The 15231-nt window shown below is 42.7% G+C and carries 10 protein-coding genes and 4 pseudogenes; 7 read left to right on the top strand and 7 right to left on the bottom strand.

Annotated features, from left to right (window positions below; genetic code table 11):
- Window positions 1-77: 77 nt before the first annotated feature.
- The 3 genes and pseudogenes from P7F88_RS06645 to P7F88_RS06635 all read right to left on the bottom strand — a co-directional run bounded on the left by P7F88_RS06645 (window position 78) and on the right by P7F88_RS06635 (window position 2452).
- Window positions 78-895, bottom strand: a pseudogene (locus P7F88_RS06645) (transporter substrate-binding domain-containing protein).
- A gap of 25 nt (window positions 896-920) precedes the next feature.
- Window positions 921-1719 (bottom strand): annotated as a pseudogene (locus P7F88_RS06640) (amino acid ABC transporter permease).
- A gap of 13 nt (window positions 1720-1732) precedes the next feature.
- Complete coding sequence (locus P7F88_RS06635; RefSeq protein WP_277823028.1) at window positions 1733-2452, bottom strand: amino acid ABC transporter ATP-binding protein; 720 nt, start codon at window positions 2450-2452, stop codon at window positions 1733-1735.
- A gap of 295 nt (window positions 2453-2747) precedes the next feature.
- Here P7F88_RS06635 and aroG point away from each other — a divergent pair, with 295 nt between their 5' ends.
- Window positions 2748-3800, top strand: coding sequence for a 3-deoxy-7-phosphoheptulonate synthase AroG (aroG, locus tag P7F88_RS06630; protein WP_277824566.1), 1053 nt, complete (start codon window positions 2748-2750; stop codon window positions 3798-3800).
- Between the two features lie 46 nt (window positions 3801-3846).
- On the opposite strand, the gene P7F88_RS06625 is transcribed toward aroG, so the two are convergent.
- Window positions 3847-4863 (bottom strand): Gfo/Idh/MocA family protein, encoded by a 1017-nt coding sequence (locus P7F88_RS06625; RefSeq protein WP_277823026.1) that lies wholly within the window; start codon window positions 4861-4863, stop codon window positions 3847-3849.
- A 479-nt stretch (window positions 4864-5342) separates the two neighbouring features.
- On the opposite strand from P7F88_RS06625, the pseudogene P7F88_RS26595 reads away from it, so the two are divergent.
- Window positions 5343-6532: pseudogene (locus tag P7F88_RS26595) on the top strand (MBL fold metallo-hydrolase).
- On the opposite strand, the gene P7F88_RS06615 reads toward P7F88_RS26595, so the two are convergent.
- Window positions 6522-7622 (bottom strand): mechanosensitive ion channel family protein, encoded by a 1101-nt coding sequence (locus tag P7F88_RS06615; protein ID WP_277823024.1) that lies wholly within the window; start codon window positions 7620-7622, stop codon window positions 6522-6524. The pseudogene P7F88_RS26595 and the gene P7F88_RS06615 sit on opposite strands and share 11 nt — an antisense overlap.
- A 209-nt stretch (window positions 7623-7831) precedes the next feature.
- Here P7F88_RS06615 and P7F88_RS06610 point away from each other — a divergent pair.
- Both P7F88_RS06610 and P7F88_RS06605 read left to right on the top strand, forming a co-directional pair.
- Window positions 7832-8493, top strand: a pseudogene (locus P7F88_RS06610) (potassium channel family protein).
- 8 nt (window positions 8494-8501) lie between these two features.
- On the top strand, window positions 8502-9851 hold the full coding sequence (locus tag P7F88_RS06605; protein WP_277823022.1) for a TrkH family potassium uptake protein: 1350 nt from the start codon (window positions 8502-8504) through the stop codon (window positions 9849-9851).
- 32 nt (window positions 9852-9883) lie between these two features.
- On the opposite strand, the gene P7F88_RS06600 is transcribed toward P7F88_RS06605, so the two are convergent.
- A complete protein-coding gene (locus tag P7F88_RS06600) occupies window positions 9884-11290 on the bottom strand; it encodes a diguanylate cyclase domain-containing protein (protein WP_277823020.1) in 1407 nt (468 codons plus the stop codon).
- A 254-nt stretch (window positions 11291-11544) separates the two neighbouring features.
- Window positions 11545-12543, bottom strand: a complete 999-nt coding sequence (locus P7F88_RS06595; RefSeq protein WP_277823018.1) for an NADP-dependent oxidoreductase — start codon at window positions 12541-12543, stop codon at window positions 11545-11547.
- Between the two features lie 96 nt (window positions 12544-12639).
- On the opposite strand from P7F88_RS06595, the gene P7F88_RS06590 reads away from it, so the two are divergent.
- The 3 genes from P7F88_RS06590 to chrA all read left to right on the top strand — a co-directional run bounded on the left by P7F88_RS06590 (window position 12640) and on the right by chrA (window position 15092).
- Window positions 12640-12978: a LysR family transcriptional regulator gene (locus P7F88_RS06590; RefSeq protein ID WP_277823016.1), complete on the top strand. Its 339-nt coding sequence runs from the start codon at window positions 12640-12642 to the stop codon at window positions 12976-12978.
- 22 nt (window positions 12979-13000) lie between these two features.
- Entirely contained in the window at window positions 13001-13552 is a 552-nt protein-coding gene (locus tag P7F88_RS06585; RefSeq protein WP_277823014.1) for a substrate binding domain-containing protein, read from the top strand.
- A 382-nt stretch (window positions 13553-13934) separates the two neighbouring features.
- Window positions 13935-15092, top strand: coding sequence for a chromate efflux transporter (gene chrA, locus P7F88_RS06580; RefSeq protein ID WP_277823012.1), 1158 nt, complete (start codon window positions 13935-13937; stop codon window positions 15090-15092).
- Window positions 15093-15231 lie beyond the last annotated feature (139 nt).

Raw genomic sequence — 15231 nt, 5'->3', positions numbered from 1 at the left:
GTATCAACACTCTCTGCGTTTTCCAAAGACACTAACTGAAATACTCCTGTGCTATCGATATATGGTTAAGCCGACAACTATTGCCCTTCGGCTATCTGGTTTTGCCAGTCCAGAGATGCGAACCAGTACTCGTATCGTTCTGACAGCCATCCATCTTGAGTTCGAGCCTCAATCCAGTTATCAAAGAACGCTTTTTTGTCCTCTTCGCCTAAACGTACCGCGAACGCTTCATTACCTTTTGAAAGTCTCTCATTAAATGGGAGGAAAGGGCGTTGCTATGCTTAATCGCTTCGTGTTCTGGTTTAGGGCTGGACGCAATAACAGCATGAGCATTACCATTCAGCACTTCCTGAAATGCCTGTGCGTCATCATCGAACTGCAAGATTTTTGCTTTTGGAAATGCTTCACGAGCTACCTGAACAGTATGTGCACCCCGGCGAGCAGCGATTTTTACCCTTCTTGAGTTGAAGTCGCTTAGTTGGCTGAAACCATCAGCAAGCTCTTTATTGGCTGCGACCTGGACACCTGAGTGAGAATACGGTGTGGTAAACAGAACGCTTTTAGAGCGCTCCGGCGTAATGGACATACCACCGATAATGACATCAAACTTCTTAGCAAGAAGTGCTGGAATAATGCCATCCCACGCTGTTGGGACAAACTCGACTTTCCATCCGCTGTCCTTTGCGAGGCGCTTAGCTACATCAATCTCAAAACCGATGAGTTCACCCTGCTTATTACGCATTGCCCAGGGTACGAAAGTCGACATACCGACTCTTAATGTGCCCCTTTCGTTAATCTTGTCCAGATTTGGTGTATCTGCTGCCGTAGCTGATGCAGCAGGGAGCGCAAGTAACACCCCAAGTAAACTAGTTGCTACTGTTTTTAACAGCTTCATGGTTATTCTCCTTAATACAGTGCCATTACTGACTTTTCCATTGAGCGCCAAGCTTATGCTCTAACATAGCGGCTAGCGCCGATAAAGAAAGCGTTAATACCAAATAAATGCCAGCCACACTAAACCAGATCTCAAATGGCATGGCGGTCTCTGAGACAATGTTCCGGCCTTCGGTGGTCAGATCAAATATCGCCATGACACTAACAATAGATGAGTTTTTGATAAGTGACACGGCTTCGTTAGTGAGCGGAGGAAGTGTTCTCTGTATAACCTGAGGCAGTATTACATCTTTGTAGGTATAAAACAGGGGCAGGCCTAACGAATGAGCAGCCTCAAACTGTCCCTTAGGAATACTATTTAGCCCGGCTCTGAAAATCTCGGCGGTATAGGCTCCCTGAAAGAGCGCTAAGGCTAGAACCCGCAGTTGCGAATCGGTCGAGGCCAATCACCGGGCCAAACACAAAATAGAGCAGATAGATTTGAACCAGCAGTGGTGTATTACGAATTAACTCGATATATAAACGGGAAATCGTTCTTCCTACAACTGAATCAGATAACCGAAGCAATGCAGTAGTCAGCCCTATCAAAAGCGTAGCCAAAAGGGCGTAGAAGGATATCTTGATGGTGACGATTAGACCCTCGATCAGTTCTGCTGGCCACCACTGTCCGTCTTCATAAAAAAACAGATAATCGGGTACTCTATGCCATTGCCATTGATAACCCATAGCCTCAGCACCGCTATCCAACAGCCAGCTGATAGCGAACAGAAGAATCACTATCTGACAGAGTGCGGATAAAGCTGGCTTAATAATTTTGGTGATCATTGCTCGATGGATTCTAATGGCTAAGTATCTGGTCTAAGAACGCTTGGGTGCGCTCGTGTTCTGGTGAACTAAATAACTTTTGCGGTGAGGCTGTTTCTATTATTTGTCCTTCGTCCATAAACACAACTCTATCTGCCACTTTTCGCGCAAAACCCATCTCATGGGTGACGCAAACCATGGTCATACCGTCTTTTGCTAACTCTATCATTACGTCCAGCACTTCATTAATCATTTCCGGGTCTAGTGCGGAAGTCGGTTCGTCAAACAGCATGATGCTAGGCTTCATACAGAGAGAGCGAGCGATAGCGACACGTTGTTGCTGTCCACCGGACAGTTGAATGGGGTACTTTTCGGCTTGCTCGGATATATGAACACGCTCAAGAAAATGTCTGGCGCGTTTCTCGGCTTCAGATTTACTTAACTTAAGTGTGCGCATAGGTGCAAGCATCAGATTTTCCAGTACGGTAAGGTGTGGAAAGAGGTGAAAATGCTGGAATACCATGCCTACTTTGCCGTTTTGGTTCTGAAGACGGCTGTGACCCATGACACTTACTGTGCCTGAATCATAAGCTTCAAGTCCGTTAATGCAGCGAATCAGGGTTGATTTTCCTGAGCCTGAGGGGCCGCAAACAACAACGATCTCTCCTTCATGTACTGCCAGGTTAATGGATTTCAGTGCCTGAAAATCACCAAACCATTTATCTACATTGCTAAATTCAATTGCGTTAGTCACTTAATTGCATGTGCTCTTATATCAACGATCTGCTAATACCTTAACAATATCCGTTACATAATGCATTTATTGAATCTAATTTACGTATTGTTAACGGTAAAATTTACAGTGTAAAAATTAATTTACGATATGATATTTTTGTAAAATAAGGGCTTTTATTGATATTTCATAAAAATAATGATTGAACTCTTCGTTTTTAAAAGATAAGTTACACCTATATAGAACGAGATATGGCTCACACTTAACAATAACTCTTTGTGGGCACGCATAATTAAGTAGGACTAGAAGCAACATGATGTACAAAACTGACGACGTAAGAATTAATCAAATAAAAGAACTATTGCCACCAATTGCACTACTTGAGCGATTTCCGGCTTCAGAAAATGCGTCTTCAACAACGTATCAGGCTCGAAAGGCTATCCACAACATTTTGGAAGGCGAAGATGACCGCCTGTTGGTTATCGTAGGTCCGTGTTCAATCCACGATACTAAAGCAGCAATCGAGTACGGTGAAAAACTAAAAGTATTGCGTGATGAGTTGGGCGACCGCCTTGAAGTGGTTATGCGAGTCTATTTTGAAAAACCTCGTACCACCGTTGGCTGGAAAGGCCTTATCAACGACCCGTACCTGAACGATACATACCGAATCAACGATGGTCTGCGTACTGCTCGTAAGCTTCTGTTGGATCTTACTGACATGGGTATGCCAACCGCGAGTGAATTCCTTGACATGATTTCTCCTCAGTATATTGCGGATCTAATCAGCTGGGGCGCAATTGGTGCTCGTACAACTGAATCACAGGTACACCGTGAGCTTTCTTCTGGTATGTCTTGTCCGATTGGTTTTAAAAATGGTACTGATGGAAACATCAAGATTGCTTCTGATGCGATTCGTTCAGCAGAATCTTCTCATCACTTCCTATCAGTAACCAAGTTTGGTCACTCTGCGATTGTTGAAACGGCGGGTAACCCGGACTGCCATATCATTCTTCGTGGTGGTAAAGAGCCAAACTACAGCGCTGAACATGTTGCAACGATAAAAGACCAGCTTGAAGCATCGAAACTGCGTCAGAAAGTGATGATTGACTTCAGCCATGCAAACAGCTCTAAGCAGTTTAAGCGCCAGGTTGTGGTATCGGATGATGTAAGTGCTCAGATTGCTGGTGGTGAACAAGCAATCTTTGGTGTGATGATTGAATCTCACCTAGCAGAAGGTCGTCAGGATCTTATTGATGGTAAGGCTGAAACCTATGGTCAGTCTATCACTGACGCGTGTATTGGCTGGGAAGATACTGAAAAAGTTCTTCGCCAGTTAGCGGACGCAGTAGAAGCTCGCCGCAGCTCATAAAGAATCAAAATAACAACGACTTTGGTTAGAAAAGGCAAAATCCACCTCAATTAACGGGGTGGATTTTTTTGTTATCGATCAGCAAAGGATAGTTCACGCCAGCTTTATCCAGAATCTCATCCATAATTTTCATATTCTCGATAGTGGCTTGTGGCGACATGTTTTCGCTGAATTGTCTTTTCTCAAGCAGACACTGGTGTACTTCATCAACCTGATATTCGAAGCCGCTTGATCGATACGCCTGAGTAAACGCTTCAGTATGCCCATTGTTGAGAATGAGCTTCGCAGATGTTGCTTCCCAGAAGTTACCTTCTACTACTATGGTTCCCATACTGCCGGTAATATGGAACTCATTATCCAGCTTACTTAAGAACGAGCAGGTAAATTGGCTGGTGATACCTTCATAATCCATCAGAACGGAGCAGCGTTCATCAACACCTGTATCTCCAACGATTACTGAGGAGTGAATATGGGTCGGCTTTTGCTCAAGAACAAACTGTGAAAGCGCGATATTGTAGATCCCTGTATCTAATAAAGACCCTCCTGCAAGATCCAGGTTATATAACCGTTCATTGGTTTTATTGTTCTCCGGCTGGAAGCCAAAGCTGGATCGCAGTAGCTGAATGTCACCTATTTCCCCCTGGTTTATCCAGTTTTTTACCTGTTGCCAGCAAGGCAGAAAACGACTCCACAATGCTTCCATCAAAAAGGCCTGGTTTTCTCTGGCAATAGAAAACAGGGCTTCACTCTGTTTTGCGGTGACGGTTAATGGCTTTTCACATAACACGGCTTTGCCAGCGTCAAGGCATTCTTTGGCGGTATCAAAATGATATCGGTGAGGGCTGGCGATATATATTGCATCGATGTCGGGATTGTTAATAAGAGCTCCGTATGTATCGAAAACATAGGGTATTGTGTGTGTCGATGCGAACTCGCGCGCTCTATCTATATCTCGGCTGGCAACACCATAAAGCTCGCCGTCTCCCATATCTTTAAAAGCGTCAGCAAATCGATGAGCGATTCGCCCGGGGGCGATAATTCCCCATTTAATTTTCTTATTCATATTTCCCCATTATCATATACTCAAGTAACCTCAAGATGCATTTTCAGCGAGAATTTATTCGCTTTTAATCAAGGCACTGATTTGAAGGTATAGTGGTTCTACATCAAAAATCAGTAACGCAGAGTAGAAGCGAATAAAACTCGCCCTTCGGAGCTCATCAGAAGCGTGATTTCTTCGTCAAATATTCTTGAAAGGGAATGCCATTCCTACAAATATTTTCCTTGAACTAACGCTTCTGATGCAGCTCTGAATCCTGCATCTTGAGGTCACTTGAGTATATTATCGATAAAAAGCATAATTTAAGAATACCGAAACTAAACAGAAATACTATTGAAGTACTTCTCATATCTTTAATAAGCTTTAGCGAGTACCTGCAATATAACCTTCAAATAAATCGCGGTATTTTTCACCAAATAGACATATTTACTTGGCAATAATAAACACACATAAATGTGGAAGTTCATTGCAAGGTCATTTATATGAGCAGTGTTATTAAGGGTTCTATGTATTCTGTTCTCGGTGTTTTTGGCGCAGCCAACTATTTTAGAGGACTTAACCAACAAGAGCTAAAGTTGAGTAAGTTACAAAGAAATCAACGGATTCTGGCATCACCACAGTTTAAAAACGGAAAGTTCATCAACCAGATGCCTAGAACGCCTTACAATAAAAACCTTTTTAGTGATCTCAATAAAGCTACCTTTGGACGAACAGAGTTTAAGCCTCAACATGAATTACCTGTATACAAAATAAATCATGACTTGCTAAATAAACGAAGCGAAGAACTTCGTGTTACCTGGCTTGGGCACTCAAGTTTATTTATTGAGATGAACGCCACTCGTTTTTTATTAGATCCTGTTTTTGAGTTTGCTTCTCCGTTAATTGCCAAGCCGTTTTTTGACCGCAACATGTCAGCACCGGTAGCTAAAAATGAATTGCCGCTTCCGGATGTTATAGTTATTTCTCACGATCATTACGATCATCTTGAAAAATCAACAATCCAATATTTCGCAGATAAACCATTACGGTTTTTAGTCCCTTTGGGTGTTGGGCAACATTTAGAAAACTGGGGGTTGAGCCTTCTAAAATTCAGGAGTTTGATTGGTGGGAATCCACCTTAATTAATGGCGTAAAACTGACATCTACACCTGCCAATCACAATTCAGGTCGCACTGGTGCCGATAGCAATTCAACGTTGTGGTGTTCCTGGGTATTGCAGTCTGACAACGGTTCGATATTTTTTAGTGGTGATACGGCTTACGATTCACATTTTTCTGCTATACAGAAACGCTTAGGTCACTTTGATGTGGCATTTTTAGAAGTGGCGGCCAATGTAAAAGATGGAGTAGGATTTCCAGTAGAAAATCATGGTCATATGCAGGCTTGTCATACCGTGCGGGCGTTTAAAGATCTGAAAGCGACGAAACTGTTTCCGATACACTGGGCCACCTTTGAACTCTTTACCCACATGTGGGATGAACCGATGGCTGATTTGATTCAAGAAGCGGACGTTGCGGATGTCTCACTGACAACTCCAATGATAGGACAAACAATTTATCCTAAGCAGGAATTCGAGACATCTTATTGGTGGTGGCAGGCTGAAAAAGCTCATGTAGTGGATATGTTAAAAGCAATCGACACAGAGCTTAATGTTGGCACGGTTAACCTCTGAGCATTGGCTCGGGTATAAACTCCTGTGGCAGGCCTGCAGGTTCTACTTTTAATGTCTGTGTTGGAAATGCAACATCTGCATCGTGCTTGTGGATGATGGACATTATTTGCAGCAACACATCCTGTTTTACTTCATGATAACGAACCCAGTTTACAGTCTTGGTAAAGGTATATACGAAGAAATCCAGCGACGATGGTCCAAAAGCATTAAAGTTAACAATTAGGGTTTGATTGGCGTCGATATCAGGGTGTTGCTCAAGCATTGATCTGACATCCTTGATAATCAACTCTACTTTCTGCGCGTCATCGTAACGAAGGCCGATAGTTTCGTAGATTCGGCGATTCAGCATTCTTGATGGGTTTTCTACCACGATATTGCTGAATACCGAGTTTGGTACATACAAAGGCCTCTTATCAAATGTTCTGATTATGGTCATGCGCCAGCCAATTCTTTCGACCGTGCCTTCAATTTGTCTGTCTGGGGAGCGGATCCAATCGCCGACTTTGAATGGGCGATCAAAGTAGATCATCATGCCACCGAAGAAGTTAGAAAGAAGGTCTTTAGCTGCGAGACCAACAATCAAACCACCAACACCACCAAAGGTTAGTAATCCTGAAAGGCTGAGACCGAGGCTTTGCATTACCGATAGCAAACCCATGATGATGAAGATGAGTCTGACAACCTTAGCTATTGCCTGTACTGTGGTTTCGTCTCGTTTAGGGTCTTTTAAGATGACTTCTTCGACGTTTGAGACCAGTCGGATAATAATCCAGACAAATATAGTGATAAGAAGAATGTACTTCAGAGAGTCAAGCCAGTTGAGTGGATGAGAGACGATACTCTCTACCATCAAACCAAACGAAACGGTAGCTGGCCAACCCCAGATAAGCGTGCTGACAGGAGTTTTGATGGCTGCAAGAACAACATTATCCCATTGAATGCGGGTTTTAGCTGCGATGCTCTCCAGTCGTCCAAATAAAATGCGCCACGCAATCCATGCGCCAAAGCTGAAGAGGGTGAGTAGTATGACATCGTTACTCCAATCGATATCAGCAAGGAACAAGTCCAGTTTTTGAATGTAATCAGTCATAAGCTATAAGCGCAGAATCAGTAGTACACGGTAATGAAAAGAAAATTATCGTATTTTGCAGAATTTAACGCAATGTTTGCATTAGCTATTTACCTTTAATGTATGTTGCCAGCAGATTTCTTCCGGATAATTTCTTCATAACTGATTCTTACAGATCAAACGTCTTAGCTTGTTGTTGTTTGAATGAGTTGCTTGATTAGGACTTGAAAATGAAATTAGAAAATAAGCAATTTGCGATTATAGGATTAGGCCGATTTGGTTTAGCTGTTTGTCAGGAGCTTGAAGAAACGGGCGCTCAAGTGCTGGCGTTGGATATTGATGAAGAAAAGGTTAGGCAGGCAGCAAGTGTTATCGGTCAGGCTGTAGTGGCTAACTGTACCAGCGAAGAGACTGTTGAAGAGCTGAAGTTGGACGAGTATGACATGGTCCTAGTTGCAATCGGTGCAGATGTTAATGCTAGCATTCTTACTACCCTGGTGGTTAAAGAGGCAGGAGCCAAAACGGTCTGGGTGAAGGCGAATGACCGATTTCATGCCAAGATACTGCATAAGATAGGTGCAGACCATATCATTATGCCAGAGAGAGATATGGGCATTCGCGTAGCAAGGAAGATGTTAGATAAACGTGTGCTAGAGTTCCATTCTCTGGGAAGTGGTATGGCAATGACGGAAGTAGTTATCGGTCATAGACTTATGGGACAAACTCTTTCTGAACTCTCTTTTGTAAGGGAGAGGAGTTGAAGGTTTTAGGATTTAAGCGGGGGCCAGTAATCGAGACCAGCCCGGATATGTCTAAAGAAGTGGCCATCGGTGATCTGGTGATTGTTACAGGTCCGCAAGAGCTGCTAGAAAGAAAGCTTAAAGCACTATGAGTCTATTTATGCTAGATGGTTACGCTGTCACATCATCGCAGCGACGACAGGGCGGTTCCGAGCCCTGGATAATTTTCAGCAGCCTTTTAGCAATACTGATTCCCTCGGCGATTTTGTTGACCTTGCCTATATTTTCAGTCACTGGATTATCGCTGGAAGACGCTTTATTTACCGCAACCTCTGCGATTAGTGTTACTGGTTTAGGTGTAGTGGATACCGGTACGCACTTTACACTCACGGGTAAAGTGCTGCTAATGTTTTTAATGCAGATTGGTGGCTTAGGGCAAATGACCCTATCTGCTGTTTTGTTTTACATGTTTGGCATCAGGCTTTCACTCCAGCAGCAAGCGTTGATGAAGGAAGAGTTAGGGCAGGAGAAGCGTATAAACATAACTAAATTAGTTAAGCGAATTATAGCATTTGCATTGCTTGCTGAACTTGTTGGTTTTGTTTTTCTATCATTTAAGTGGGTGCCAATGTATGGATGGTCTACCGGCACTTTTTATGCCTTGTTTCACTCTATTTCAGCGTTTAACAACGCAGGCTTTTCGCTTTATTCAGACAGCATGATGAGCTTCGTTGATGACCCGTTAGTTATACTCACCATATCTGCTTTATTTATTGTTGGTGGGCTTGGGTTTACCGTTGTAGGGGATCTGGTGCTTAACTTTGGCAAAGGATTTAAAAGGTTAAAGTTGCACACCAAGATCATGCTGGTGGCAACGCCGGTGTTACTCCTTTCTGGCACATTATTTTTCTGGATATTGGAAAAGGACAACTCTGCAACCATGGTTGACTTAAGTTTATCAGGCCAATGGCTAGCGGCATTTTTTCAGTCTGCCAGTGCCAGAACGGCAGGATTTAACAGTGTCGATTTAACACAGTTTACTCAGCCTGCACTGCTAATAATGATTGTTCTTATGTTGATTGGTGCTGGTTCTACGTCTACAGGTGGTGGTATCAAAGTATCTACTTTTACTGTAGCAATGGTCGCTACCTGGGCATTTTTGCGACAAAAAAAGCATGTAGTCATGTTCAATAAATCAGTGAGTTGGCCTACCGTAACCCGTTCTCTTGCGATTATTGTTGTCAGTGGAACGGTGATCGTGGCATCGATGTTTCTGTTAACGATTACTGAACAGGCTTCTTTCGACAAGATTATGTTTGAGGTTATTTCTGCGTTCGCTACAGTTGGGCTAACTGCAGGGCTTACAGCGGAGCTTACGGTCTACGGTAAATATATTATGATTGTCGTGATGATCATTGGTCGTATTGGGCCCCTTACATTGGCCTTTATGTTGGCGCGACCTAAACCTACGCTGTTGAAATACCCTGAAGACAACGTATTAACTGGGTAGTGCGTATTTATCTGGCAATCGGCGTCACTGTGCTAGCCACGAGCGTTTTTGTTCACGTACATAGCACGGTCGGCGTCGTCTATAATCACCTCCATGGACTCATCATTTGGGTAACCGATTCGCACACCGATGCTCACACCAAGTTCAATGATCAGATGATCTATATCGATTGGTTCATTTATCGCATTGTGAATACGTTCAGATAGTTGGGTTATCTCATCGTTGGCGAGCTTCTCATTGATTAGAACCACAAACTCATCGCCCCCGAATCGTGCAACAATATCAGCATTTTTTAAGCAGGATTTAAGCCGTTTCGCTATCACGCTAAGCACAAGGTCTCCCGTTGCGTGGCCGTATCGATCGTTAACATCTTTGAATTTGTCTAAATCCAAAAACAGGCAGCAAACATAGTCGGATGTGCTTTTTAGTTGGGTGTAGGCTTCTATGAGTCCGTTTCGGTTTAACAATTGAGTCAGAGGGTCGTATGATGATTTGTGTTTTAAAGTGATGGACTCTGTGACGTCAAGAAGGCTAATCATTTTTACTTCTCTTGGTATGGACAGGACACTAGAGATCCCTATTTCGATATGCTTATTATTCAGCATAACGGAGCCTTCTACTAATGGGGTAGTGAGTAGCTCCTCTATGGTGTGAAGTTTTAGCTCTTCAACGGACATTTTAAACAGCTTACTCGAGACACTGTTGGCATAAACTACCTGATGGCTTCCATCAATAAAGAGTATTCCCTGAGGAAGGTGATGAATGAGGGTTTCGAGTTGATTGACAAATACATCTTGCTCTTTGCCTGCTCGCTTAAAACGGTAAAGAATTGCGACAAAATTGAGTAAAACCAGAATGAATATAACCACCTGGGCTTGTCTTAGTGAAGCGGCGTTTGTAACAGAGACCTCTTCCGATCGAACAGTGAGCTTGTTCATTAAATACAGGACATCTTCGTTGGTTTCTGTCGCATAAGCTTTAACTACCCTTACACTCCGTTCATCCATTGGTTTATATGTATCCGCCTCCCACTGTTTAAGCGTGGCATACACGTCACCCCACAACGAAAATGTCTGCTCTATGTATAACTGGCTCTCTGCATCGTTGATCGCTTCTATATAGACGGTGTCGTCAGCTGCAGTGTAAACATAGCCACCGTTTGCAAATGCGGTAAGAGCTTGCTGGAAAGTATCCGCTAAACGAACAGTTTGGGTAAATCGCATTCTGTTTGCTGGATTGCGGTTGGTACAGTCGATAAGGCAGGACTTGGCAATTCGTTGAGACAGCATCCGTTGTCTGCCTGCAAGATTGATAATCACTGCGTCATTTTGAAGTTTTTGAGTCAAGTTTAGGTTTAAGAAAAGCAGGGTAAAATCTAGCGTCAGGAAAACAGACACCATTAAGATAAGTGGAACGTTAGATAACTTCCTTATCTCCATTACTCAGGTAGACCTTGAACCAATAAATAAAATATATGTTAATAAATATGTATATGAATGTTGAGTATATTACTCTGTGTTATGAAACTATTCTATTCATGTAATGAAATAATTTCTTTTGAGCACATAATTTTTGGGAAATTTGATATATGGAGCATATATGGCGGACAAAAAGTCGCATTTCACTGCAAATTTGACGTTATCTATAGCTGGTATAGACAACGTCAATATTACATTTATCTAATACTTAGCCCTTAAAGCCTAATCATCAGTTTTCCTTCGTTTTCTCCCGTAAAAAACAGGTTGAGTGCAGTCATCGCGCTTTCTAAACCTTCTAACACATGCGAACGGTATTTTATGTTTCCTTCCAATACATATGGCGTAAGTTTAGCGAGCAACTGAGGCACTTCTCCAAAATGATCGGGCATAGCAAAACCCTGGACTGTGATGCGCTTTTTGATCAAGGGTATCCAGTTTGGTCCCGGAGATGGTGTAGCCGCTGTGTAGTCGGCAATCATGCCACAAACAACGATACGACCGTGCACGTTCATCCGGTCAAATATATGTTGCTGAATCGCGCCGCCAGTATTTTCAAAGAATAGATCCACACCATCAGGCGTAAGTTCAGCGAGCTTTTCCTGCAGGTTGTCAGTTTTGTAGTTGATTGCACCGTCAAACCCCAGCTCATTTACGATCCAGTCGGCTTTTTCATCACTGCCAACGACACCTATTACTTTCAACCCTTCTGCTTTGGCTAGCTGTCCGACAATCGAACCGACAGAGCCAGCAGCTCCGGTAACAACAAGTGTCTCCCCTTGTTTAGGTTGGCCAATATTGAATAACCCCTGTGTAGCTGTTAGACCTGGTAAGGCAAATACAGACAGTGCCGTTTCCGCGTCGATGTCTGACGAGAGTTTGTTAATGCCTTGACCGCTGCTAAGCGCATACTCTGTCCATCCAATCATTCCCATAACTTTATCACCGACAGAGAAATCCGGATGGTTGGATGCTACCACTTCTCCAAAGCCACTTGAACGCATTCGACTTCCAAGCGCAACAGGTGGGATATAGCTATCCTCGTCTGGCATCATCCAGCCCAGCATGGCTGGATCCATCGACATGTGTGTTTGCTTAATTAAGAACTCGCCCGGTGCTGGAGTAGGTATATTTTTTTCAACAACTTCAAATAGGCGGGGGCCGATAGGGTTACCATCTGGTCTCTTAGTTAATAGGATCTCTTTGTACTGACTCATTCTGTTCTCCTTATAATTTGATTAGCAGTATTGCATACATAAATGTGTATAAATAGGATATGATTTACTAATCAGTTTTGTTATTAAGGCAATAATATGGATAAGTTTAGGGCTATTTCCTATTTTATTGAAACAGTAGAGTCCGGTAGTTTTACCGCTGCCGCTAAGCGATATAAAGTACCTGCATCATCGATTTCCAGGCGAGTATCGGATTTAGAGTCGGAGTTGGGTGCCCAGTTATTGGTTCGTAGTACGCGCAATGTTTCTCTGACTGAAGTTGGCTCAACCTATTTCTCGCAGATGAAGGAATTAATGGCAAGGCTGAAACATTCAGAAAACCAGGTACAGCAATACCAAAGCATTCCCACTGGTACTCTAAAGATTAGCTCTACCGTAGGTTTTGGGGAAAACCATACTTCGACCTATTCTGGATGAGTTCAGAAAAAGGTATCCTGAAGTGGTTTTGGATGTCGTGTTAAGTGATACGTTGTCAAACTTAGAAAAAGATGATGTGGATATCGCTATTCGTGGTGGATATGCGCCAGATGAGCGTGTGATAGCGCTCAGGTTAATGGATAACGATTTTGTAGCGGCGGCATCACCTGGTTATATAGGGAAGTACGGAATACCGGAAACAACGCTTGAGTTAAAAGATCACAAGGCTCTGTTTTTTAAAACACCTGCCGGGCCAACACCATGGTTGTCAGAGGTTGACGGACAGTGGCAGGATGTATCTGGTATCCCTTTGTTGATTAGTAACAATGGGCGCTGGATTCTGGACAAAGCGATTGAAGGAGAGGGAATCATCATGTTGCCTAGATGGTCTCTTCAACCTTATCTGGATTCCGGCGAGCTGACCACGCTTAAATTTAGCGAACCTCTGAAGGTGAATTATTCGGGTGATCTCGCTATCTATCTGCTCTACCAGAAGCTTGATTACGCGATACCAAAGGTTAAAGTAGCTATTGATTTTATTGCAGCGAAAGTTAAACAAAAATATATGCCTTAAGAGGCCCTGATTCAAGGTGATGAATGTGAATAGAAAAAGGAATACTCAACCTTATTATTGGTTATTTCTTCTGGGACTATTGTTTCTCTTGGTATCAGTATCAGTCGTTCTTTTTCAATCTTACCTATATTTTTTTAAAGATATCTGGCCTGAGATAAACGTGGGGAAAATGCCCGTTTCTGCTATCAGTTTTGTTATTGGTTTGCTAAGCATTAATCTCTACCTAAGGTTGTCTAACTAATTGAATTTAATCTTTTCTATGTGAGGTGGACATAAGTTGTTACACTTATTGCACTCTATGAGTTAGATGGGGTATGCGATGTAATAAAAGTGTCATGGTTGCAATTCACAATTACGACAAAATACTCACTTCTATATAGTTATGCTCTCAATTTTTAAGACATTTTTTGCGCTTGGTTGGATCAGTTTTGGTGGTCCAGCCGCTCATATTGGTTATTTCCGAAATACCTTTGTAGAAAAACTAAACTGGTTGAGTGATGAAGAGTACGCTCAGATCGTTGCATTAAGTCAGTTTTTGCCAGGACCGGGTTCTAGTCAGGTTGGGTTTGCTATTGGCTACAAGAAAGGGGGACTTCCCGGTGCTGTTGCTGCGTTTTTAGGGTTTACCTTACCATCTGTCATTCTCATGATTTTGTTGGCACTGCTTAGCAGTCAACTGACAGAGTCAGGCGTGTTTGATTCGGTTGTTCATGGCCTGAAACTGCTAGCAGTTGTGGTGGTAGCAGATGCGACCTGGGGAATGTACAAAAATTTCTGTAAAGAACGTGTAGCAGTATTTTTAGCCATCCTAACCGCTGTTGTTATACTTGTTGTTCCAGGCATCATGGCGCAAATTTCCATTCTGCTTTTTGCCGCATTGGTTGGAAGACAGAAGTTACGTAAGGAAAAAACTCAAACTGTTCAAAATAACAAAAGCTATCTAAGCCATATTCATTGGCTACCATTGATTCTCTTTGGTCTCATATTATTTGTGTTGCCTCTTTTTGCCGATACCTTTAAACAACTCGGTCTGTTTTCAGATTTCTTCCAGGCAGGTAGTTTAGTGTTTGGTGGTGGTCATGTGGTTCTGCCGTTACTACAGAATATTGTCGGTGACCAGATTTCGCAGGACGCATTCCTCACAGGTTATGCTGCAGCGCAGGCTGTACCAGGGCCGATGTTTACGTTAGCAACCTATCTAGGGTATGAGATGGTTCCAAACGCTCCAGTAGTTGGTGCCATTGTCGCAACCGTAGGCGTGTTTCTCCCAGGATTTTTATTATTGCTAGCAGTTATGGACAATTGGCAGGAGCTTGCGAAACAACCTAAATTGGAAGGCGCGATCCGAGGAGTAAACGCAGCGGTAGTCGGTTTGCTTGTAGCTGCGCTATATACGCCAGTATTTAATAGTGCAGTTGGTAATAGTCTGGATATGGCTGTAGTAATACTTGGTATTTTTCTTTTAAAGCAAGTAAAACTCCCTATTGTGTATCTGGTTGGTTTATTTGCGGTGATGGGTGTAATTCTTAGCTTGATTTAGAACAATCTCGAGTTTGACGATATATTAATATATTCAAGTAACCTAAAGACGCAGCTCTTAACCCAGCCTCTTTAGGTCGCTAGAGTATAATGGGTTTAGTTGCATATGAAGGGTAATTTGTTGTTTTAAATAATTAATT

It is taken from the genome of Vibrio hannami (assembly GCF_029589055.1).
GTDB lineage: Bacteria > Pseudomonadota > Gammaproteobacteria > Enterobacterales > Vibrionaceae > Vibrio > Vibrio hannami.
The sequence above is the reverse complement of the archived record's forward strand: the minus strand, read 5'-3'. Positions and strand labels throughout refer to the sequence as shown.